Raw genomic sequence first — 22341 nt, forward strand, 5'->3', positions numbered from 1 at the left:
TTGCCGAAGCCGGTGCGCCCGGCTTCGGCCCGTTTTTCCGTCCCGAAAACGCCTCGCATTCCCTGCCTTATAGCGTTTGATGCTTGTAAATCACCAAACGGTATATAAAAGCGTTACAGCTCCGCACCGAGTTATAAATACACTGGTCGTCAATAAGGCGAAAGCCTGAAGGAATGACTCAGTGATAAGGTGCAGAATGAAACAAAACCGGGTTAAAAATCTCGTGCTGAAAGGTTGGCTGGCGGCTGCGCTGTTGGCGAGCGGCGCCGCGTCGGCGGCGGAATTGCTGAACAGCTCTTATGACGTTTCCCGTGAATTGTTCGTCGCGCTGAATCCCGGCTTTGAACAGCAGTGGAATCAACAGCATCCGAACGACAAGCTGACCATCAAACAATCGCACGCCGGCTCGTCGAAGCAGGCGCTGGCGATCCTGCAGGGCCTGCGTGCCGACGTGGTGACTTACAACCAGGTCACCGATGTACAGATCCTGCACGATCGCGGGCAGCTGATCCCGGCGGACTGGCAGTCGCGCCTGCCGAACAACAGCTCGCCGTTCTATTCCACCATGGCGTTTCTGGTGCGCAAGGACAACCCGAAGGGCATCCACACCTGGAACGATCTGGTGCGTGACGACGTGAAACTGGTGTTCCCGAACCCGAAAACCTCCGGCAACGGCCGTTATACCTATCTGGCCGCCTGGGGCGCCGCCAGCCAGGCCGACGGCAATGATGCGGCCAAGACTCGCGCCTTCATGACCCGTTTCCTGAAGAACGTGCTGGTGTTCGATACCGGCGGCCGCGGCGCGACCACCACCTTCGTCGAGCGCGGTTTGGGCGACGTGCTGATCAGCTTCGAGTCCGAAGTGAACAACATCCGCAAGCAATACGGTGAAGACAAGTACGAAGTGATCGTGCCGCCGGTCGATATTCTGGCGGAGTTCCCGGTGGCCTGGGTCGACAAAAACGTCGCGCGCAACGGCACCGAACAGGCGGCCAAAGCCTATCTGAACTATCTCTACAGCCCGGCGGCGCAGCAGGTGATCACCAGCTTCTACTACCGCGTGTATGACCAGAAAGCGATGGCGGCGGCCAAGGGGCAATTCCCGGACACCCAACTGTTCCGGGTGGAAGATCAATTTGGCGGCTGGCCGCAGGTGATGAAAACCCATTTCGCCACCGGCGGCGAGCTGGATCAGCTGTTAGCGGCAGGGCGCAAGTAAATGTTGGCGTTGTCGTCCAGTAAGCGGGTGCTGCCCGGATTTGGCCTCAGCCTCGGCAGCAGCCTGTTTTATACCTGTTTGATCCTGCTGCTGCCGCTCAGTGCGTTGGTGATGCAGCTGGCGCAGATGAGCCTGGCGCAATATTGGGAAGTGATATCCAACCCGCAGGTGGTGGCGGCGTATAAAGTGACGCTGCTGGCGGCCGGCGTTGCCAGCCTGTTCAATGCGGTGTTCGGCATGCTGATGGCCTGGATCCTGACGCGCTACCGTTTTCCCGGCCGTTCGCTGCTGGATGGCCTGATCGATCTGCCGTTCGCGCTGCCGACGGCGGTGGCCGGCCTGACGCTGGCGGGGCTGTTTTCTACCACCGGCTGGTACGGTCAGTGGCTGGCGCACTTCGACATCAAGGTTACCTTTACCTGGCTCGGGATCGCGGTAGCGATGGCGTTCACCAGCCTGCCGTTTGTGGTGCGCACCGTGCAGCCGGTGCTGGAAGAGCTGGGGCCGGAATACGAAGAGGCGGCCGAGACGCTGGGCGCCACGCGCTGGCAGAGTTTTCGCCGCGTGGTGCTGCCCGAGGTGGCGCCGGCACTGCTGGCCGGCACCGCCATCTCCTTTACCCGTAGCCTGGGCGAGTTCGGCGCGGTGATTTTCATCGCCGGCAACATCGCCTGGAAGACGGAAGTGACCTCGCTGATGATTTTTGTGCGTTTGCAGGAGTTCGATTACCCGGCGGCCAGCGCCATCGCCTCGGTGATCCTGGCGGCGTCGCTGCTGCTGCTGTTCAGCATTAACGTATTGCAAAGCCGCTTCGGCAGACGTTTGGGAGGAGGGCACTGATGGCTGATGTTTCCGCCTTCAACGGCGCCGAGCGCCCACGCGTTAACTGGGGCAAGTGGACGCTGATCGCCATCGGAACGCTGTTCTCGGTGCTGCTGCTGGTGGTGCCGATGATGTCGATTTTCGCCGAGGCCTTTTCCAAAGGATTCGGCGCGATGTGGAGCAACTTGCTCGATCCGGACATGCTGCACGCCATTTGGCTGACGGTCTTGATCGCGCTGATTACCGTGCCGTTTAACCTGGTGTTCGGCACGTTGCTGGCGTGGCTGGTGACGCGTTTCACCTTCCCCGGCCGCCAGCTGCTGCTGACGCTGATCGATATCCCGTTCGCCGTTTCACCGGTGGTGGCGGGGCTGATTTACCTGCTGTTTTACGGCAGCAACGGCCTGCTGGGCGGCTGGCTGGATGCGCATAACATCCAGATCATGTTCTCCTGGCCGGGCATGGTGTTGGTGACTATTTTCGTCACCTGTCCCTTCGTGGTGCGCGAGCTGGTGCCGATGATGCTCAGCCAGGGCAGCCAGGAAGACGAGGCCGCCATTCTGCTGGGGGCGTCCGGCTGGCAGATGTTCCGCCGCGTGACGCTGCCCAATATTCGCTGGGCGCTGCTGTATGGCGTGGTGCTGACCAACGCACGCGCCATCGGCGAGTTCGGCGCGGTGTCGGTGGTGTCCGGTTCGATTCGCGGAGAAACCTACAGTCTGCCGCTGCAGGTCGAGCTGTTGCAGCAGGATTACAACACCGTCGGTTCCTTTACCGCTGCCGCGCTGTTGACCCTGATGGCGATCGTTACCCTATTTTTGAAGAGTGCGCTGCAGTGGCGTCTGGAACGTCAAAACGCGCGTCTCGCGCGGGAGGAAAATCATGAGCATTGAGATTAACGGCATCAACAAGTACTTCGGTCGCACCAAGGTATTGAACGATATCTCGCTCGATATTGCTTCCGGCGAGATGGTGGCGCTGCTCGGGCCGTCCGGTTCCGGCAAGACCACGCTGCTGCGCATCATCGCCGGGCTGGAAAGCCAGAGCGGCGGCAAGCTGGGCTTCCACGGCACCGACGTCAGCCACATGCATGCACGCGACAGGCGCGTGGGTTTCGTGTTTCAGCACTATGCGCTGTTCCGCCACATGACGGTGTTCGACAACATCGCCTTCGGCCTGACCGTGCTGCCACGCCGCGAGCGGCCGAACGCCGCGGCGATCAAACAGAAAGTCACTCAGTTGCTGGACATGGTGCAGCTTGGCCATTTGGCCAATCGCTACCCGTCGCAGCTGTCCGGCGGCCAGAAACAGCGCGTGGCGCTGGCGCGCGCCCTGGCGGTGGAACCGCAAATTCTGCTGCTGGACGAGCCGTTTGGCGCGCTGGATGCGCAGGTGCGTAAAGAGCTGCGTCGCTGGCTGCGCCAACTGCACGAAGAGCTGAAGTTCACCAGCGTATTCGTCACCCACGATCAGGAAGAGGCGATGGAAGTGGCCGACCGCATCGTGGTGATGAGCCAGGGTAATATCGAACAGGTTGGCTCGCCGGAGGAGATTATGCGCGAGCCGGCCAGCCGCTTCGTGCTGGAATTCATGGGGGAAGTGAACCGCCTGAACGGCGAAATTCGCGGCTCCCAGCTGTTCGTCGGCGCGCATCAGTGGCCGCTGTCGTTCCAGCCGATGCACCAGGGCAGCGTCGATCTGTTCCTGCGCCCGTGGGAAATGGAAGTGGCGACCGAAAGCAGCGAACGTTGCCCGCTGCCGGTTCAGGTGCTGGAAGTCAGCCCGCGCGGCCATTTCTGGCAGCTGACGGTGCAGCCGATCGGCTGGCATCAGGAACCGATAAGCATAGTGCTGCCGGAAGGCAACGCCACGCCGGTGCGCGGCGGCCGTTATTACGTCGGCAGCCTCAATGCGCGGCTGTATGCCGGCGATCAACTGCTGCAACCTGTTGCGTTAGCCAAAAGCGCCTGATAGGTTTTAACAGCCCTTTTTTTCAAGGCAACCCCAGGGTTGCCTTTTTACTTTACGCACACCAACACACAGGCAAAGATCGTGACAACGCTCGAACAATGCATCGGGAATACCCCGCTGGTAAAACTGCAACGGCTGGCCGCCCAGGCGGGCAGCGAAGTATGGGTCAAACTGGAAGGCAATAACCCGGCGGGATCGGTGAAGGATCGCGCCGCGTTGGCGATGATCCAGCAGGCGGAGCTGCGCGGGGAGATCAAGCCCGGCGATGTGCTGATCGAGGCTACCAGCGGCAACACCGGTATTGCACTGGCGATGATCGCTGCATTGAAAGGCTATACGCTGAAGCTGCTGATGCCGGAGAACATGAGCCTGGAACGGCAGGCGGCGATGCGCGCCTACGGTGCGGAACTGATCCTGGTCAGCCGTGAGCAGGGGATGGAAGGGGCGCGCGATCTGGCGTTGGAGATGCAGCGCCAGGGGCAGGGCAAGGTGCTGGATCAGTTTAACAATCTCGACAATCCTTATGCCCACTTCACCACCACTGGCCCGGAGATCTGGCGCCAGACCGAAGGGCGCATCACGCACTTCGTTTCCAGCATGGGCACCACCGGCACCATTACCGGCGTGGGCGGTTACCTGAAGAGCCAGAATCCGCAGGTGCAGATCGTCGGCCTGCAGCCGGCGGAGGGCAGCAGCATCCCCGGCATTCGCCGTTGGTCGCCTGCTTACCTGCCGGGGATTTTCCGCCCGGAGCTGGTGGATCAGGTGTTGGATATCGAACAGGGCGATGCCGAGCAGACCATGCGCCAGTTGGCGCAGCGTGAAGGCATTTTCTGCGGCGTCAGCTCCGGCGGTGCGGTAGCCGGCGCCTTGCGCATCGCGGCGGCCCACCCTGGCAGCGTCGTGGTGGCGATCGTTTGCGATCGCGGCGACCGTTACCTCTCTACCGGCGTGTTCGACTGATCGCTCCTTCCCGGCGGTGTGTTCCGTCGGGAGAATCTTTCCCCCTTTCCTTTCGACAGACGGCAGCCCCGCTTGCGTGGTAGCTGCCGCTTGCTCGTGCGCCAATGCCATGACTGAAGTAGAGAAATTGCGCGGCAGCGGCCACAATAACGGTGGCGAGACGCCAAGAGCGATGTGTAAGGATTGAGTAAAACCGGCTGCGGGCCGGCGGAATTGGCGGGAAAATAACGAAAATCGGTGAAGGAGCAAGGCATGAAAATTTTACTGGTCGACGATGACCTGGAGCTTGGCACCATGCTGAGCGAATACCTGACCGGCGAAGGCTTCGATGCCACGCTAGTGCTGACGGGCAAGGCGGGGGTAGAGGGCGCGCTGTCGGGAGACTATACCGCGATGATCCTCGACATCATGCTGCCGGACATGAGCGGCATCGACGTGCTGCGCGATGTGCGTAAAAAGAGCCGGCTGCCGATCATCATGCTGACCGCCAAAGGCGACAACATCGATCGGGTGATTGGCCTGGAGATGGGCGCTGACGATTACATGCCCAAACCGTGCTACCCGCGCGAATTGGTGGCGCGTCTGCGCGCGGTGCTGCGCCGTTTCGAAGAGCGGCCGCAAGAGGCGGACGACGAAGCCGCCATCAGCTTCGGCGAGCTGACGCTGAACCCTTCAACCCGCAGCAGCGAATGGCGCGGTAAGGCGTTTGATCTGACCGCTTCGGAATTCAATCTGTTGGAGCTGTTGCTGCGCGCGCCGGATCGCGTGGTGTCGAAGGACGAGCTGTCCGAGAAGGGGCTGGGGCGCCCGCGTGAGGCCTATGACCGCAGCGTGGACGTGCACATCAGCAATATTCGCCAGAAGCTGAGCGCGTTGGCCGGCAGTAAGCTCAGCATCGAGACGGTGCGCAGCATCGGCTATCGCATCCGGTAACCTGATATGCGCGGAAGACTGTTCTGGAAAATTTTACTCGGCTTTTGGTTGACCTTCCTCATCATGACGCAGGCGCTGTGGGTGGCGTTTTCTCTTTATGGCGATCGTTATGTGCCGCCGGAGAACGCCATGGCGCGGCGGGTCATTGGCCTGCAACTGACCTCCGCCGCCACCCAGTTGCGCAGCGGCGGTATGCCGGCGCTGGAAGCCCTGATGCGCGACTGGCCCGAGGACGACAGGCGTCTGCTGTCGGTTACGCCGATGACCCAACCGCCGCCGCCCGCGCCGGAAGAACCGGTGTTTGAAGGGCGTCGTATGCCGAAAGCGATTTCCGCCTGGGTGCAGACCGGGGAAGGGCAAGGTTACTGGCTGAGCTATGACGTGCGCGGGCTGCGGGAAGAGTATCGGCCGGAGCGGCGTTCCCACTTCTTCAACATTCCTGCGCCGATGCTGTGGGTCGGCGGGCTGGGCGGTTTGCTGTTCAGCGCCGTGCTGGCCTGGAATCTGACCCGGCCGATGCGTCAGCTGCGCGGCGGCCTGGATCGGGTGGCGCAGGGCGATCTGTCGGTGCGGCTGTTCCCGAACATGCGACGCCGCCATGACGAGCTGTCCGACGTGGCGCGCGATTTCGACACCATGGCCGAGCGGCTGGAACTGCTGGTTAGCGCCCGCGAGCAGTTACTTCATGACGTTTCGCACGAGCTGCGTTCACCGCTGGCGCGCCTGCAGCTGGCGATTGGCCTGGCGCGGCAGAATGCCGGTAACGTCGAAGCCTCGCTCAAACGTATCGAACACGAGTCGGGGCGGCTGGACAAAATGATCGGCGAGCTGCTGGCGTTGTCGCGTACCGAACACAGTAGCCTGCCGGACGAGGAGTACTTCGATCTGTACGGCCTGGTGGACGCGGTGGTGAGTGATGCACGCTACGAGGCGCAGGTGCCCGGCGTGGATATCGTGCTGCAGGCCGAGTCGGACGTGGAGTATACCGTCAAGGGCAACGCGGAGCTGATGCGGCGAGCGGTGGACAACATCGTGCGCAATGCGCTGCGCTTTTCCAGCCACGGCCAGCGGGTGACGGTGGCGCTGTCGCGCGTCGATAACCAGTTCCAGATCGCCGTCAGCGATCAGGGGCCGGGGGTCGAAGAGGCGAAGCTGTCGAGCATCTTCGATCCGTTCGTGCGTGTGAAGTCGGCGCAGTCGGGCAAGGGTTACGGCTTGGGGCTGGCGATTACCCGCAAGGTGGTATTGGCGCACGGCGGCCAGGTTGAGGCGCGCAACGGCGACAAAGAGGGGCTGGTCATTACCCTGCGTATCCCGCGCTGGTCGTCATAACGTAGCGAGATTGGGATACGACGAAGGGGATAAAAAAACGGCGCCGAGGGCGCCGTTTTTCTTGCTCATCCGCGCTTACTTCTTGATGCGGATGATCGGGGTTTCGCCAACGGTCACGCTGCCGGACAGTTTGATCAGCTCTTTGATCTCGTCCATGTTGGAGATAACGACCGGCGTCAGGGTAGACTTGGCTTTCTCTTCCAGCAGTGGCAGGTTGAACTCGATAACCACGTCACCTTTCTTGACGCGCTGACCTTCTTCGGCGATGCGTTTGAAGCCTTCGCCTTTCAGTTCTACGGTATCGATGCCGAAGTGGACGAACAGCTCAATGCCGCTGTCGGATTCGATAGAGAATGCATGGTTGGTTTCGAAAATCTTACCGATGGTGCCGTCAACCGGAGCAACCATTTTGTTACCGGCCGGTTTGATGGCGATACCGTCGCCAACGATTTTTTCAGCGAACACTACGTCCGGCACATCTTCGATATTGACGATTTCGCCAGAAAGGGGAGCGACGATCTCGATAGTGCCCGTGTCTTTCTTGTCATCAGAAACCAGAGATTTCAGTTTATCGAACAAACCCATGATCTTCTCCTAAGCATTAAATTGGGCGGCGTTCCAGTGTCGTGGAAGTTTAGCAGAGCGTTTTTTCTTCGATGAATTTATTGACGCAATTCATCAGGTCTTGTGCCGTTGGCTGTGCCAAGGCCTGCGCTGCCAACGCCTTCACATCTTCGAAATTCGTGTTACGAATAATTTTCTTGATGCGCGGGATTGAAATCGCACTCATGCTGAACTCATCCAGCCCCATGCCCAATAACAACAGTGTAGCACGCTCATCGCCAGCCAGTTCGCCGCACATGCCGGTCCACTTGCCTTCTGCGTGAGATGCATCAATAACCTGTTTGATCAGGCTAAGTACTGATGGGGACATCGGGTTATAGAGATGAGAAATCAGCTCGTTGCCGCGATCTACCGCCAGAGTATACTGGGTTAGATCGTTTGTCCCAATACTAAAGAAGTCGACTTCTTTCGCCAGGTGGTGAGCGATGACCGCCGCAGCCGGTGTTTCCACCATCACGCCCACCTCGATGCTCTCGTCAAACGCCTTGCCTTCTTCGCGCAGCTGCGCCTTCAGCGTCTCGATTTCGCCTTTCAGATCGCGCACTTCTTCCACGGAGATGATCATCGGGAACATGATGCGCAGTTTGCCGAACGCCGAGGCGCGCAGGATGGCGCGCAGCTGGGCGTGAAGGATTTCACGGCGGTCCATCGCGATGCGGATGGCGCGCCAGCCGAGGAACGGGTTCTCTTCCTTCGGCAGGTTCATGTACGGCAGGTCTTTGTCGCCGCCGATGTCCATGGTGCGGACGATCACGGCCTGCGAGCCCATGGCTTCCGCCACGGCTTTATAAGCCTGGAACTGCTCGTCTTCGGTCGGCAGCGAGTCACGGTCCATGAACAGGAATTCGGTACGATACAGGCCGACGCCTTCCGCGCCGTTGCGCTCTGCACCCGCGACGTCGCGCACGGTGCCGATGTTGGCGCAGACTTCAACCTGATGGCCGTCCAGCGTAATCGCCGGCAGGTCCTTCAGCTTGGCCAGATCGTTTTTCTCGGTGATGTATTGGTTCTGGGCGGCTTTCAGCTGATCGATAACGTCAGCGGTCGGGTTAACGTAAATTTTGTTGTTAACCGCATCCAGAATCAGGTAGTCGTCGTTTTTCACCTGCTTGGTCACGTCGCTGGTACCGACGATCGCCGGCAGCTCCAGGGAGCGCGCCATGATAGAGGTGTGGGAGGTGCGGCCGCCGAGATCGGTAATGAAGCCCAGCACTTTGTCCAGGTTCAGCTGCGCGGTCTCGGACGGGGTCAGATCGGTGGCCACCAGGATCACTTCGTCCTGAATGGAGCCCAGATCGACGATCGGCATGCCCAGAATGTTTTGCAGCAGGCGTTTGCCGATGTCGCGCACGTCGGCGGCGCGTTCTTTCAGGTATTCGTCGTCCAGCTCTTCCAACGCTTTTGCCTGACCTTCGATCACGGTGTAGGCGGCGGCGTCTGCGGAGGCCAGATCGTCTTTGATTAGGGCTATGATTTCCTGCTCAAGCTCTTCGTCTTCCAGCAACATGATGTGGCCTTCGAAGATAGCTTCCTTCTCTTCGCCGAAGGTTTCGCCAGCTTTGGTCTTGATCGCTTCCAGCTGTTCGGACGCTTTTGCGCGGCCGGCCAGAAAACGCGAGACTTCCTGCTCTACTTGATCAGCAGAGATTTTTTTCCGGTTGATGACGATGTCGTCTTCTTTCAGCAAGAGAGCCTTACCAAAAGCGATGCCCGGTGATACTAAAATGCCTGAAATCATAACCCTACCTTACTCTTGACTGGTGTTAACTAAAAAGACGGGCCGATTACTCAAGCTCTGCCATCAGTTTTACCAAGTGCTCAACGGCTTTCTGCTCGTCTTCACCTTCAGCTGAGATGGTCACTACGGTCCCTTGAGTCAGCCCCAGAGTTTGCAGTTTGAACAGGCTTTTAGCGCTGGCGCTTTTGCCGTTGGAGGTCACGGTGATGTCAGACGTGAAGCCTTTGGCTTCTTTAACGAACTGAGCGGCAGGGCGAGTATGCAGACCATTCGGAGCGGTAATAGTAACTTCTTGCTGGAACATTGATGTTTCCCCAACTTATTGGATTAATGTTGTGGAGTTAAAGTTTAGCCCAGGGGCCTGACTTTAACTTGTCTGGTTATAGCGCCTGACTATGGACAGGGGCGAACGTTGATGCAACAGAAAACGACGCGTTAGGCACTTCAGATCAAAAAACTCGGCTTTAGACGTCGTTCCAATCCGCTCCCCATTATGCCCGATTCGCCGCGTCGGCGACAGATGAGTAAATCGATTCAGCCTTGACCGTGCTCGGAGAGTGATTAATTTTGCGCATCGAAATAATGCAACGTTAAATACTAAAGGCGACGGGCAAAAGCAATCTTGGACTGCTATAAAGTTTGATCCAGTCCACAAAAAAGCACCCCGCAGGGTGCTTTTTTAGCGATTTGTGCAGTTGCGGAATTACTGCTGCAATTCCTGCTCGGTGAACAGATCGGCGAACAGCGCGGTGCTGAGATAACGTTCGCCGGAAGAGGGCAGGATGACCACGATAGTCTTGTCGGCGAACGCCGGTTCTTCGGCCAGTTTCACCGCCGCCGCGACCGCTGCGCCGGAGGAGATGCCCGCCAGGATGCCTTCTTCGTCCATCAGACGACGCGCCATGCTGATGGCTTCGTCGTTGGAGACTTTCTCGACGCGATCCACCAGGTCAAGATCGAGGTTGCCCGGAATGAAGCCGGCGCCGATGCCCTGGATCTTGTGCGGGCCCGGTTTCAGCTCTTCACCGGCCAGCGCCTGGCTGATGACCGGCGAGTCGGTCGGCTCGACCGCCACGGTGGTGATGGCCTTGCCTTTGGTGTTCTTGATGTAGCGGCTGACGCCGGTCAATGTGCCGCCGGTGCCGACGCCGGAGATGAACACGTCGACTTCCCCATCGGTGTCTTCCCAGATTTCTGGGCCGGTGGTTTTTTCATGGATGGCCGGGTTGGCCGGGTTGCTGAACTGCTGCAGGATCAGGTAGCGGTTCGGATCGGTCGCGACGATCTCTTCGGCTTTGGCGATGGCGCCTTTCATGCCTTTCGCCCCTTCGGTCAGCACCAGATTGGCGCCCAGCGCCTTGAGCAGCTTGCGGCGCTCGATGCTCATGGTTTCCGGCATGGTCAGCGTCAGCTTGTAACCGCGCGCAGCGGCGACGAAGGCCAGCGCGATGCCGGTGTTGCCGCTGGTCGGCTCCACCAGTTCCTTGCCGGCGGTCAGCACGCCGCGTTGTTCCGCATCCCAAATCATATTGGCACCGATGCGGCATTTGACGCTGAAGCTCGGGTTGCGTGATTCAACCTTGGCCAGAATGCGTCCGTTGCCGATACGGTTCAGACGAACCAGCGGCGTATGGCCGATTGTTAATGAGTTGTCTTCATATATCTTGCTCATAGCCCGTCCTTTAACTCTATGAAAATGTGGGGAACATCGAAAGCATACGCTAACAGTACCGGCAGGGAAGTAAAGAATTGGTATATCTATATGTTATTAGGAAATAAGTTTTAAGCACAATGATAAGGGCGCGAAATGCGCGCCCTGTCGAAAATTCCCGCGCTGTCGGCGGTAAAAAACAGCGATTATCGGACGAATTGCGTGCGATAACGATCGACCCACATCGCGGTGGCGCCGCAGACGGCGACCGGCAGGATCACCAGGTTGAGGATCGGGATCATGGTAAAGAGGCTGACCAGCGCGCCGAACTGCAGATTGTCGGTTTTGTGCTGGCGCAAAGCGCGGCGCATGTCGGCAAAGCTCACCTTGTGGTTGTCGAACGGGTAGTCGCAATACTGGATCGCCAGCATCCAGGCGCTGAACAGGAACCACAGCACCGGCGCCACCGTCTGGCCGATGCCGGGCACGAAGTACAGCGCCAGCAGCAGCAGCGCGCGCGGCAGGTAATACATTAGCTTGCGCCATTCGCGCGCCATGATGCGCGGCAGATCTTTGGCGATGCCGAGCAGGCCGGTGTCCGGCAGCGGTTTGCCGGTCAGGCTGCCTTCGAGCTGCTCGGCCAGCAGGCCGCAGAACGGCGCGGCGATCAGATTGGTGATAGTGCTGAATAGATAGCTGAACACCAGCAGCACCGAAATGACCGCCAGCGGCCACAGCAGGTAGCTCAACCATTGCAGCCAGTCGGGAACGTGGCTCATCATCGCCGGGATCCAATCGCCAAGCCGGCTGAACAGCCACCAGAAAGCGGAGCCCATCAGCAGCACGTTGACCAGCAACGGCAGGACCACATAGCGTTTAATCCCCGGGCGCGAAATCAGGCGCCAGCCTTCGGCGAAATAGTGAATGCCGCTGGTCGAGCGGGAAGGGAGCTGCGTATAGGACATATCTTAAGTTATCTCGTTGTCTGAACAGGCATCATTATCATATAGGGATGATTTTCCACTGGCTAGGGTAGGGTTGGCTGAAAAACCAGCAGAAAAAGGCAGTATAATCATCTTTATTGGCATAAAGTTCAGCACGGACTTGCACTTGTGTGCGCGGGCAAATAGAGTTAAAGAGTGAATGTTTGCCGCGGTGGCAATGTATTGGAACAACAGAGATAGCAATGATGCAGGATTTGCGTCTGATATTAATCGTTGTTGGCGCGATCGCCATAATAGCGCTGTTATTGCACGGTCTGTGGACCAGTCGCAAAGAACGGTCAGCGCTCTTCCGCGATCGCCCAGCCAAACGTTCCCAAAAGGAACGTGAACAAACTCCGATCGACGATCTCGAAGAAGGCGTCGGTGAGGTGCGCGTACGCGCCGCTCACCCGCAAGACGAGCCGTCATTCGGCCATTTCGATGCCGCACGCGAAGAACCCGTGGCCGCGCCGAAGCCCGCTCCGGCGGCTGCGCCAGCGCCCCACGCCGTTCAGCCGGCTGCCCATCAGACGCCGCCTCCGCTGTCTCAGCGGCCGGAATATGATGATATCCTGCTGAACAACTACGCGCCGGACGAAGAACAGGCCGAACCGCAGCAACCGCAACCGGCCGTGCGCCGTGAGCCGCGCGTCGACGATCTGCCGCATGAACATGAGGCGCCGCAGGGGGCAGAACCGGCATTCCACGCCGAACCGGCTCCTGTGCAGCAAGCGCCGGAAGTGAAGCCTGCGCCGGAACCTGCACCGCAGCCTGCGGCTGCGCCAATTCAGGCTAAGCTGAAAGAGACCGTGCTGGTGCTGCACGTCGCGGCCCATCAGGGCGGCGTGATCGGCGGCGAAGTGCTGCTGCAGAGCGTGTTGCAGGCGGGCTTCCAGTTTGGCGAGATGGGCATCTTCCACCGCCATATCAGCCCGGCCGGCAGCGGCCCGGTACTGTTCAGCCTGGCGAACATGGTCAAGCCGGGGTCGTTCGATCCTGACATGATGTCCGATTTCTCCACGCCGGGCGTGTCGATGTTCATGATGGTGCCGTCTTACGGCGACGCCAATCAGAACTTCAAGCTGATGCTGCAGTCGGCGCAGCGCATCGCCGACGACGTGGGCGGCGTGGTGCTGGACGACGAGCGCCGCATGATGACGCCGCAGAAGCTGGAAACCTACAAAGCGCGTATCCGTGAAGTGTTGGAAAACAACGCCTGACCGGGTTGCCGCGCGCACTGAACATCCGTAACAACAAAGCCCCCGCTAGCCGGGGGTTTTTTATCTTTGATGGTGAGCCATGGAATCGATAATCCAACAAATCAATCAACTACGAGCCACATTGCGCCATCATGAATACCAGTATCATGTGCTGGATGCGCCCGAAGTGCCGGATGCGGAATATGACCGCCTGATGCGTGAGCTGCGCGAGCTCGAGAGCGCGCATCCGGAGCTGATCACCGCCGATTCGCCGACCCAGCGCGTGGGCGCGGCGCCGCTTGCGGCGTTCGACCAGGTGCGTCACGAAGTGCCGATGCTGTCGCTGGACAACGTGTTCGACGAAGAAAGTTTCCTGGCGTTTTACAAGCGCGTGCAGGACAGGCTCAAAAGCAGCGATCCGCTGACCTTCTGCTGCGAACTGAAGCTGGATGGCCTGGCGGTCAGCCTGCTGTATGAAGACGGCGAACTGGTGCGCGCGGCGACGCGCGGCGATGGCACCACCGGGGAGAACATCACCACCAACGTGCGCACTATTCGCGCCATCCCGCTGCGCCTGACCGGCGACAACATCCCGCGCCGGCTGGAAGTGCGCGGCGAAGTGTTCATGCCGCAGGCCGGTTTTGAACAGATGAACGAAGAGGCGCGGCGCAAAGACGGCAAGGTGTTTGCCAATCCGCGCAACGCCGCCGCCGGTTCGCTGCGCCAGCTCGATCCGCGCATTACCGCTAAACGGCCGCTGACCTTCTTCTGCTACGGCGTCGGCCTGCTGGAAGGCGGCGAGCTGCCGCGCAGCCACTTTGAGCGCCTGATGCAGTTCAAGGCCTGGGGCCTGCCGGTTAGCGATCGCGCCCAGCGCCGCACCGGCAGCGAGGAAGTGCTGGCGTTTTATCGTCAGGTCGAGCAGGAACGCGCACAGCTCGGTTTCGACATCGACGGCGTGGTGATCAAGATTGACGACATCGATCTGCAGGAAACGCTGGGCTTTGTGGCGCGAGCACCGCGTTGGGCGACGGCGTTCAAATTCCCGGCCCAGGAGCAGATCACCGTGGTGCGCGAAGTGGAGTTTCAGGTTGGCCGCACCGGCGCGATTACGCCGGTGGCCCGCCTTGAGCCGGTGTTGGTGGCCGGGGTGACCGTCAGCAATGCCACCTTGCACAATGCCGATGAAATTGAGCGGTTGGGGCTGCGCATCGGCGATACGGTGATCGTGCGCCGCGCCGGCGACGTGATCCCGCAGGTGGTGGGGGTGCTGGAAGACCGCCGGCCGCAGGATGCGCGCGAAGTGGTGTTCCCGCTGCACTGCCCGGTGTGCGGCTCCGACGTTGAGCGCGTGGAAGGCGAAGCCGTGGCGCGCTGCACCGGCGGTCTTATCTGCGGCGCGCAGCGCAAAGAGGCGTTGAAGCATTTCGTTTCCCGCCGCGCGCTGGACGTTGAAGGCATGGGCGACAAGATCATCGAGCAACTGGTGGACAAGGAGTACGTGAAGAACCCGGCCGATCTGTTCCGGCTGTCCGCCGGCATTCTGACCGGTCTGGATCGCATGGGGCCGAAATCGGCGCAGAACCTGGTCAATGCGCTGGAGAAATCTAAACAGACCACCTTCGCCCGCTTCCTGTATGCGCTCGGCATTCGCGAGGTCGGCGAAGCGACCGCCGCCAACCTGGCGGCGCATTTCGGATCGCTCGAGAAGTTGTTCGCCGCTGACATCGAGGCGCTGAAAGAGGTGCCGGACGTCGGCGAAGTGGTGGCCAAACACACTCGCAACTTCCTCGATGAAGCGCTCAATCAGCAGGTGATCAACGAGCTGGTGGGCGCCGAGATCGGCATTCACTGGCCGGCGCCGGTGGTGGTGGCGGCGGAAGAGATAGACAGCCCGTTCGCCGGCAAAACCGTGGTGCTGACCGGCTCGCTGAGCCAGCTGTCGCGCGACGAGGCCAAAGATCGCCTGACGGCGCTGGGCGCCAAGGTCAGCGGCAGCGTGTCGAAGAAAACCGATCTGGTGATCGCCGGTGAGGCGGCCGGTTCCAAGCTGGCGAAGGCGCAGGAGCTGGGTATCGCCGTGATCGACGAAGCGGAGATGATCCGCTTGCTGGGTGAGTGATGGAAAAAGAAAACCTGCTGGAGATCGCCAATACCGTGATGCCGTTCGGCAAGTACCAAGGGCGGGTGCTGATCGATCTGCCCGAAGAGTACCTGCTGTGGTTCGCCCGCAAGGGCGAATTCCCCAAAGGCAAGCTCGGCATGCTGATGGAGATGACGCTGGCGATTAAAATCGAAGGGCTTGACCACCTGGTCAAGCCGCTGAAGAAAAGCTGAACTGACGGGCCTTGGCCCGTCTTTTTTTTACCCGCGCGACGCCTGCGCGTTGGGCACCGCCTGTTGCGCCTGCTGCTTGCGCTGATACCTTTTCGCCAATACCGCACAGGTCATCAGTTGCACCTGATGGAACACCATCAGCGGCAGCACCATGATCCCCACCGTCGCCGCCGGGAACAGGATATTGGCCATCGGAATGCCGTTCGCAAGGCTCTTCTTCGAACCGCAGAATACGATGGTGATCTCGTCTGCTTTGCTGAACCCCAGCCAGCGCGCCATGTAAGTGTTCACCACCAGCACGATCGCCAGCAGCATGATGCTGCCACCGACGATAAACGCCAGTGAGCCCATCCCTACCTGATGCCAGATGCCGTGCGTCACCGCCTCGCTGAAGGCGGCGTACACCACCAGCAGAATTGAAGTCTGATCGGTTTTACCGATAAGTGGCCGATGGCGTTCGATCCAGCCGCCGATCAGCGGCCGCAGCAGGTGACCGGCGACGAACGGCACCAGCAGCTGCAGCACGATCGAACCGACCTGCCGCAGGCCGCCGGTATCGCCGTGTACATTCATCAACAAGCCGACCAGCAGTGGCGACACGAAGATCCCGAGCAGGCTGGAGGCGGAAGCGCTGCATACCGCCGCCGCGACGTTGCCGCCCGCCAGCGAGGTGAAGGCGATGGCCGATTGCACGGTGGCCGGCAGGATGCACAGGTAGATGAAACCGGCGTACAGCTCGGGGCTGACGTCGATCGGCGCCCACCAGGCAAACAGCACGCCCAGCGCCGGAAAAATGATGAAGGTGCTGCACATCACCCACAGATGCAGCCGCCAGTTGTTGCTGCCGGCCAGGATGGCCTCGCGCGACAGCTTGGCGCCGTGCATGAAAAACAGCAGGGCGATGGCGGCGATGGTCAGGGCGTTGAGCCAGCCGACGAACTCGCCGCGCGCCGGCAGGAACGACGCCAGCAGCACGGTGGCGATCAGCGTCAGGGTAAAACGATCGGGCAGGAATCTCATGGCGATGCGCTCGGGTAGAAAATCGATGGGGCTATTCTCCCGCGCGGGCATATAATAATAAAATTGATTTATTTAATTCATCCATGAATAAAACACATGAATTACTCACTCAAACAGCTGCGGGTGTTCGTCGCCATCGCCCGCCACGGCAGCTTCAGCCGCGCCGGTGAGGCGATCGGCCTGACGCAATCGGCGGTCAGCCACAGCGTGAAAGAGCTGGAAGCGGAGGTCGGCGTGCGGCTGCTGGATCGCACCACGCGTGAAGTGGTGTTGACCGACGCCGGTCTGCGGTTGGCCAACCGGGTCGAGCGGCTGCTGGACGAGCTGCAGGCCGCGTTGCTGGATGCGCGCAGCTTTGGCGTACAGCGCAGCGGCACGGTGCGGGTGGCGACGAGCCAAACCATTTCCGCCCATCTGATGCCGCAGTGCATCGCCGCCGGCGAGCGTGAATATCCGGAGATCCGCATCATGCTGCGCGATCAGGCGCAGCAGCAGGTGCTGCACAGCGTGCGCAACGCCGAGGTGGATTTCGGCATCGTGGTCGATCCGGTACAGGCGGTGGATCTGGAGTGCGAAGCGGTGCTGCATGAACCTTTCCTGTTGCTGTGCCGCGACGATCATCCGTTCGCTGCGCAGCCGGCGGTGCGTTGGTCGGCGTTGAACGGTTGCCGCCTGGTGTTGCAGGATTATGCGTCGGGCAGCCGGCCGCTGATCGACAGTGCGCTGAGACAGCAGGGCGTGGAGGCGCAGGTGGTGCAGGAAATCGGCCATCCGGCCACGCTGTTCCCGATGGTGGCGGAGGGGATTGGCATCAGCATTTTCCCGGCGTTGGCGCTGCCGTTGCCGGAAGGGGGGCGGCTCCGGGTGCGGCGGCTGGTGCCGGAAATTAACCGCGCGCTGATGCTGGTGCGGCGCAAGAACCGCTCACTGACGCCGGCGGCGGAGGCCATCTGGCAGGTGGCGCGTCAGCAGGCGGCGCTGCTGCAACAGCGCCGGCGGGAAAACGCGGCATATTGACTCAGATATAGACGTCCACCGCGTTGAGCGGCGTTGGGCGGTTTACGCCGTCGCCGGATTGCGCCGCGGCTTTTTCCATTTGCTCCTGCTGCTGCTTTTCCATTTCTTCTTTCTGGATGCGCGCGATCTCGGCTTGCAACATCTTGATCTGCGCTTCGATCAGCTGTTTCTGCTTTTCGATCTCTTTGGGATCGGCGTCGGAATCCTTCAGTTCCACCAGCTTTTGCTGCAGCGCCTGAATCTGCCGGTTCAGCGCCTTGATGCGCGCCGAAGCGCGGCTTTCATTGAGGTTAACCGGTTCGTCATTGCCGTTGGCGCGTTCGTTTTTCTCCATCTTGCCGCCTTGCGGCTGGTTGTTGACCGGTTTGGCCATCAGCAATTCGCCCTGATGGCCCGGCGCGCTAAAGACGTTGCTGACGCCGGGAACGGTATTCTTGATCGGTACGATCATGGTGATGGTGGTCGACATGGTTGCTCTCCCTGAGTCTGGATCTCGCTGTTCAGGGTATCGGCAGCGGCGGCTAAATCTTTACCTGCTGCAAACGCGGCCAGCGCAGCAGCCAGCCTTTGTCGACCACGCGCTGGGCATAGGCCGTGTGATCGCCATTTTTCACGTTGAAGGTAATGGTGTCGTTGAACAGCGCCGCGAGCCCGAAAGGGGCGACCAGCGTGATGCTGTCGTCGGCGTTCAGGCGCGCGCCGATCGCCGTTTCCACTTCGGTCCAGAAGCTGATGGCCTCTTCGCTGTTGCGGTAGGGCGCCCGGCCGCCGCGCAGGTGCATGCGCGCCTGGTTCTTGACCGACCACGGCTGCGGCAGCCACTGTTGCAGCCGCGCCTCCAGCATGCGATCGCGTTCGGCGTCCGCACGCTGCGCATCGAAGTGGATCACGTCGATATCGTTGAGCGGCGTGGGCTCCCTATAGCCGTGGCGCCGATCCCACACCAGGTTGCGTACGAAGCCGGCGCCGAGGCACCAGTCATTCAGGCCGAGCCGGCGCACGGTGCGCAGGGCGGCCATGCGCGCGTTATCTTGTTGCAGCCAGTCGATAATTTGCCGTTGCGGATCCATCACCCCTCCTGTTTTCGCGGCTACTGTAACCCGAAGCGGCGGCGGGTGAAATGGGGGGACGCGTGGTGGCGGCGATCGCGTGCAAAATAATTTTCTTTTCCCACTGACTACACTTGGTGCAGGGCTGTTATCTCGTCACTCGGGGCAAGGGAGGGGGTTATGTATCAGGCAACGGTGGGCCAACGCGGCTATCGCTTTGGCGATCTGCGTCAGCTGATGGCGAAGGCTTCGCCTGCGCGTTCCGGCGATTATCTGGCGGAGGTGGCGGCGCAAAGCGCCGAAGAGCGTATGGCGGCGCGTATCGCGCTGGCGGATTTGCCGCTCAAGGCGTTCCTGCAGCAGACGCTGGTGCCGTACGAGCAGGACGAGGTGACGCGCCTGATTATCGATAATCACGATGCCGCCGCTTTTGAGCCCATCTCGCACCTCACGGTCGGCGATTTTCGCGACTGGCTGCTGAGCGAGCAGGCCGACAGCGCCATGCTGGCGCAGGTGGCCGCCGGCATTACGCCGGAGATGGCAGCGGCGGTGAGCAAGATCATGCGCAATCAGGATCTGATCCTGGTGGCGAAGAAGTGCCGGGTAGTGACGCGCTTTCGCAATACGATTGGTCTTCCGGGCCACCTCAGCGTGCGGCTGCAGCCCAATCACCCGACCGACAGCCTGCAGGGCATCGCCGCCAGCATGCTGGACGGCCTGCTGTACGGCAGCGGCGACGCGGTGGTTGGCATCAATCCGGCCAGCGACAGCCTGCCGCTGCTGGAAAAGCTCAACTACATGCTGGACGACGTGATCCAGCGCTTCGCCATTCCCACCCAATCCTGTGTGCTGACCCACGTGACCAACACGCTGCGGCTGATGGAGCGCGGCGCACCGGTGGATCTGGTGTTTCAGTCGATCGCCGGTACCGAAGCGGCCAATCGCGGTTTCGGCATCAGTCTGGCGCTGCTGGCGGAGGCGCAGCAGGCGGCGCTGAGCCTCAAGCGCGGCACGTTGGGCGATAACGTGATGTACTTCGAAACCGGGCAGGGCAGTTGCCTGTCGGCTAACGCGCATCACGGCGTCGATCAGCAGACCTGTGAGGCGCGTGCCTATGCGGTGGCGCGCCATTTCTCACCGCTGCTGATCAACACCGTGGTGGGGTTTATCGGCCCCGAATACCTGTATGACGGCAAACAAATTATCCGCGCCGGGCTGGAGGACCACTTTTGCGGCAAGCTGCTCGGCCTGCCGCTGGGTTGCGACGTCTGCTACACCAACCATGCCGAAGCCGATCAGGACGACATGGACACGCTGCTGACGCTATTGGCCGCCGCCGGGTTGACGTTCCTGATCGGCGTGCCGGGCGCGGATGACATCATGCTCAACTACCAAAGCACCTCGTTCCACGACGCGCTCTATATCCGAGAGCTGCTGGGGCTGAAGCACGCGCCGGAGTTCGCCGCCTGGCTGGCGGCGATGAACATCACCGACGAACGCGGGCGGCTGCGCGACGCCGCCGCCAATCACCCGCTGTTGCTGGCGCTGCAGGGAGAACGGACATGAGCAAACCGGTTCACGTCAACAGTTGGGATGCGCTGCGCGCCTTTACCGACGCGCGCATCGCGCTGGGGCGCACCGGCGCCAGTCTGCCGACCGACGAGCTGCTGCGCTTCGGCCTGGCCCATGCCCAGGCGCGCGACGCGGTGCATCAGCCTTTCGACAGCGAGCGGCTGGCGGCGGATCTGCACGATGCCGGTTGGCCCACGCTGGCGGTGCACAGCCAGGCTGGCGACCGCGCCGCCTACCTGCGCCGTCCGGATCTGGGGCGGCGATTGGCGCCGGACAGCCGCAGCCTGCTGCTTGGTTTACCGCCGCGCCGCGTCGATCTGCTGCTGGCGGTGGCGGACGGCCTCTCCTCCAAGGCGGTGCACCGCCAGGCGCTGCCGTTGCTGCAAGCGCTGCGGCCCTATCTCGATACGCTGGGGCTGACCGTGGCACCGGTGGTGCTGGCGCATCAGGCGCGGGTGGCGCTGGGGGATGAGATCGGTGAATGCCTGCAGGCTCGGGCGGTGGCGATGCTGATCGGCGAACGGCCGGGGCTGTCGTCGCCGGACAGTCTGGGCATCTATTTGACCTGGGGACCGAGCGCGCGCAGAACGGACGCCGAGCGCAACTGTATTTCCAACGTACGGCCCGAGGGGCTGGATTACCCGCAGGCGGCGTTCCGCCTGGCCTGGCTGCTGGAGCAGGCGTTCCAGCGGCGGCTGAGCGGCATCGAGCTGAAGGACGAGAGCGACAACCCGGCCCTGCATGGACGAGTGACGCCGCTTTACCCCCAGCTGGGCGGCTGACCGATGGTTTGCTGCAGCAGGGCAGTGAAGGCAGCCAGCCGGGCGGACACCTTCGCCATCGGGCGCAGCAGATAGATGCCTTGCTGCTCATGGCGCGGATCTTCCAGCATTTGCACCAGTTGCCCGTGCTGCACGTCCGGCCCCACCACCCAGTTGGGCAGAAAGGCGATGCCGAGCCCGAGCAGTGCGGCCTGACGCTGCGCGGTGAAGTCGTCGCAGCGCAGCGCCATGGTGCAGCGGCTCATCAGCGCCGCGTCGAGGATCTGCGCCCAGCAGGCCGGCTGCTGCTTGTGGTAGCGGGCGATCAGCCGGTGCTGCGGCAGCGCCTCCAGATCGCTCGGCAGGCCATAGCGGGCGACGTAGGCGGGGCTGGCGCACATTACCCAGCGTTGGGTGGCGATGCGGCTGGCGTACAGCGCGCTGTCCTTCTGCTCGCCGATGCGGATGGCGGCGTCCAGCCGTTCCTGGGTCGGATCGGTCTGGCGTTCGGTCAGATCGAGATCGACCCACAGCTGAGGGTACCGTTCCGCCAGCGTCGGCAGCAGCGGTAGCACATAGGTTTTGCCGAAGGTCGGCAGGCAACTGATGCGCAGCGTGCCCTGCGGCGTTTCGTTCAGCGCGTTCAGCTCGGCGCGAAGGCCGGTAATGTCCGTCATCAGCGCGGCGGCGCGTGTCAGCAGCAGCTCGCCGGCGTCGGTCAGCAACAGGCCGCGGGTGGAGCGCACGAACAGCGTCGCGCCGAGCGCGCTTTCCAGCGCATCGATATGGCGCACCAGCGAAGAAGGCACCATACCCAGCTGGCGCGCGGCGGCGGAAAAGCTGCCCAGGTGGGCCACGTCGAGAAAAATTGGCAGATGTTCTACATAGCGGGCGTCATTCATTTTTGCATTATATGCAAAAGCGTTTCTTATGAATACCCGCTTCTCTGCCGGCGGCGCGGCGGCTACTCTGGCTGCGGGTTGACGACGGGCTTCAACGCCGCCTTATCCCGGCCGTATAGAGAGAAAACGCATAAACCTCGCGGCGCTTAGCACTAAATAACAGATGTTTTTCCCAGGCTGCGCGAGCCGCCTGCGGAGTTGATAGTCGCTCCAACACCAGATTAACCGTTCAATTTGATATCCGATCC

General features: G+C 61.1%; 22 protein-coding genes. 13 read left to right on the forward strand and 9 right to left on the reverse strand.

The genetic code is table 11. The features are described 5' to 3' along the window. Window positions 1-196 precede the first annotated feature (196 nt). The 7 genes from WA302_RS09685 (at window position 197) to WA302_RS09715 (ending at window position 7240) form a co-directional block, all read left to right on the forward strand. Window positions 197-1219 carry a sulfate ABC transporter substrate-binding protein gene (locus tag WA302_RS09685; protein WP_033652562.1) on the forward strand — a complete coding sequence of 341 codons (1023 nt, stop codon included), beginning with the start codon at window positions 197-199 and terminating at the stop codon, window positions 1217-1219. Then, window positions 1220-2059 (forward strand): sulfate/thiosulfate ABC transporter permease CysT, encoded by an 840-nt coding sequence (gene cysT / locus WA302_RS09690; protein ID WP_004936486.1) that lies wholly within the window; start codon window positions 1220-1222, stop codon window positions 2057-2059. Beyond that, window positions 2059-2934: a sulfate/thiosulfate ABC transporter permease CysW gene (gene cysW / locus WA302_RS09695; RefSeq protein ID WP_261456870.1), complete on the forward strand. Its 876-nt coding sequence runs from the start codon at window positions 2059-2061 to the stop codon at window positions 2932-2934. Before cysT ends, cysW begins: the two co-directional genes overlap by 1 nt. Continuing rightward, the gene (cysA, locus tag WA302_RS09700) at window positions 2924-4012 is read left to right on the forward strand and encodes a sulfate/thiosulfate ABC transporter ATP-binding protein CysA (protein WP_025303786.1); all 1089 of its coding nucleotides are present in this window, start codon (window positions 2924-2926) and stop codon (window positions 4010-4012) included. The genes cysW and cysA overlap by 11 nt, the downstream gene beginning before the upstream one ends. An 81-nt stretch (window positions 4013-4093) precedes the next feature. After that, on the forward strand, window positions 4094-4975 hold the full coding sequence (cysM, locus tag WA302_RS09705; RefSeq protein ID WP_025303785.1) for a cysteine synthase CysM: 882 nt from the start codon (window positions 4094-4096) through the stop codon (window positions 4973-4975). A gap of 252 nt (window positions 4976-5227) precedes the next feature. Beyond that, window positions 5228-5908, forward strand: a complete 681-nt coding sequence (locus tag WA302_RS09710) for a response regulator transcription factor (RefSeq protein ID WP_025303784.1) — start codon at window positions 5228-5230, stop codon at window positions 5906-5908. Between the two features lie 6 nt (window positions 5909-5914). After that, window positions 5915-7240: an ATP-binding protein gene (locus WA302_RS09715; RefSeq protein WP_043140342.1), complete on the forward strand. Its 1326-nt coding sequence runs from the start codon at window positions 5915-5917 to the stop codon at window positions 7238-7240. Window positions 7241-7315: 75 nt separating this feature from the next. Here the strand turns inward: WA302_RS09715 and crr are convergent, their stop codons facing one another. From crr to cysZ, 5 genes are all read right to left on the reverse strand, one after another. Next, the gene (gene crr, locus WA302_RS09720) at window positions 7316-7825 is read right to left on the reverse strand and encodes a PTS glucose transporter subunit IIA (protein ID WP_004936467.1); all 510 of its coding nucleotides are present in this window, start codon (window positions 7823-7825) and stop codon (window positions 7316-7318) included. A gap of 49 nt (window positions 7826-7874) precedes the next feature. Further along, a complete protein-coding gene (ptsI, locus tag WA302_RS09725) occupies window positions 7875-9602 on the reverse strand; it encodes a phosphoenolpyruvate-protein phosphotransferase PtsI (protein WP_025303782.1) in 1728 nt (575 codons plus the stop codon). 46 nt (window positions 9603-9648) lie between these two features. Next, the gene (gene ptsH, locus WA302_RS09730; protein WP_004936458.1) at window positions 9649-9906 is read right to left on the reverse strand and encodes a phosphocarrier protein Hpr; all 258 of its coding nucleotides are present in this window, start codon (window positions 9904-9906) and stop codon (window positions 9649-9651) included. 399 nt (window positions 9907-10305) lie between these two features. After that, window positions 10306-11274, reverse strand: a complete 969-nt coding sequence (gene cysK, locus WA302_RS09735; RefSeq protein WP_004936453.1) for a cysteine synthase A — start codon at window positions 11272-11274, stop codon at window positions 10306-10308. Window positions 11275-11459: 185 nt separating this feature from the next. After that, a complete protein-coding gene (gene cysZ / locus WA302_RS09740; RefSeq protein WP_025303781.1) occupies window positions 11460-12218 on the reverse strand; it encodes a sulfate transporter CysZ in 759 nt (252 codons plus the stop codon). 221 nt (window positions 12219-12439) lie between these two features. On the opposite strand from cysZ, the gene zipA reads away from it, so the two are divergent. From zipA to WA302_RS09755, 3 genes are all read left to right on the forward strand, one after another. After that, the gene (zipA, locus tag WA302_RS09745) at window positions 12440-13456 is read left to right on the forward strand and encodes a cell division protein ZipA (protein ID WP_043140339.1); all 1017 of its coding nucleotides are present in this window, start codon (window positions 12440-12442) and stop codon (window positions 13454-13456) included. A gap of 79 nt (window positions 13457-13535) precedes the next feature. Next, window positions 13536-15557 (forward strand): NAD-dependent DNA ligase LigA, encoded by a 2022-nt coding sequence (gene ligA, locus WA302_RS09750; RefSeq protein WP_049209341.1) that lies wholly within the window; start codon window positions 13536-13538, stop codon window positions 15555-15557. After that, complete coding sequence (locus WA302_RS09755) at window positions 15557-15772, forward strand: DUF3820 family protein (RefSeq protein ID WP_004936441.1); 216 nt, start codon at window positions 15557-15559, stop codon at window positions 15770-15772. The genes ligA and WA302_RS09755 overlap by 1 nt, the downstream gene beginning before the upstream one ends. A 27-nt stretch (window positions 15773-15799) precedes the next feature. Here the strand turns inward: WA302_RS09755 and WA302_RS09760 are convergent, their stop codons facing one another. Then, complete coding sequence (locus tag WA302_RS09760; RefSeq protein ID WP_261456871.1) at window positions 15800-16792, reverse strand: bile acid:sodium symporter family protein; 993 nt, start codon at window positions 16790-16792, stop codon at window positions 15800-15802. A 96-nt stretch (window positions 16793-16888) separates the two neighbouring features. On the opposite strand from WA302_RS09760, the gene WA302_RS09765 reads away from it, so the two are divergent. Next, window positions 16889-17809, forward strand: a complete 921-nt coding sequence (locus tag WA302_RS09765) for a LysR family transcriptional regulator (protein ID WP_049209340.1) — start codon at window positions 16889-16891, stop codon at window positions 17807-17809. Between the two features lies 1 nt (window position 17810). Here the strand turns inward: WA302_RS09765 and WA302_RS09770 are convergent, their stop codons facing one another. Both WA302_RS09770 and WA302_RS09775 read right to left on the reverse strand, forming a co-directional pair. Beyond that, window positions 17811-18278, reverse strand: coding sequence for a FlxA-like family protein (locus WA302_RS09770; protein WP_043140327.1), 468 nt, complete (start codon window positions 18276-18278; stop codon window positions 17811-17813). A 52-nt stretch (window positions 18279-18330) separates the two neighbouring features. After that, complete coding sequence (locus WA302_RS09775) at window positions 18331-18879, reverse strand: nucleotidyltransferase family protein (protein ID WP_043140323.1); 549 nt, start codon at window positions 18877-18879, stop codon at window positions 18331-18333. Between the two features lie 159 nt (window positions 18880-19038). Between WA302_RS09775 and WA302_RS09780 the strand changes: the two genes are divergently transcribed. Continuing rightward, window positions 19039-20424 carry an ethanolamine ammonia-lyase subunit EutB gene (locus WA302_RS09780; protein WP_043140320.1) on the forward strand — a complete coding sequence of 462 codons (1386 nt, stop codon included), beginning with the start codon at window positions 19039-19041 and terminating at the stop codon, window positions 20422-20424. Continuing rightward, a complete protein-coding gene (gene eutC / locus WA302_RS09785; RefSeq protein ID WP_043140316.1) occupies window positions 20421-21212 on the forward strand; it encodes an ethanolamine ammonia-lyase subunit EutC in 792 nt (263 codons plus the stop codon). The genes WA302_RS09780 and eutC overlap by 4 nt, the downstream gene beginning before the upstream one ends. Here the strand turns inward: eutC and WA302_RS09790 are convergent. Beyond that, window positions 21191-22093, reverse strand: a complete 903-nt coding sequence (locus WA302_RS09790; protein WP_043140312.1) for a LysR family transcriptional regulator — start codon at window positions 22091-22093, stop codon at window positions 21191-21193. The two genes, eutC and WA302_RS09790, sit on opposite strands and share 22 nt — an antisense overlap. Window positions 22094-22341: the final 248 nt, after the last annotated feature.

The sequence above is a fragment of the Serratia sp. 201 genome (assembly GCF_037027545.1).
Classification (GTDB): Bacteria; Pseudomonadota; Gammaproteobacteria; order Enterobacterales; family Enterobacteriaceae; genus Serratia; species Serratia bockelmannii.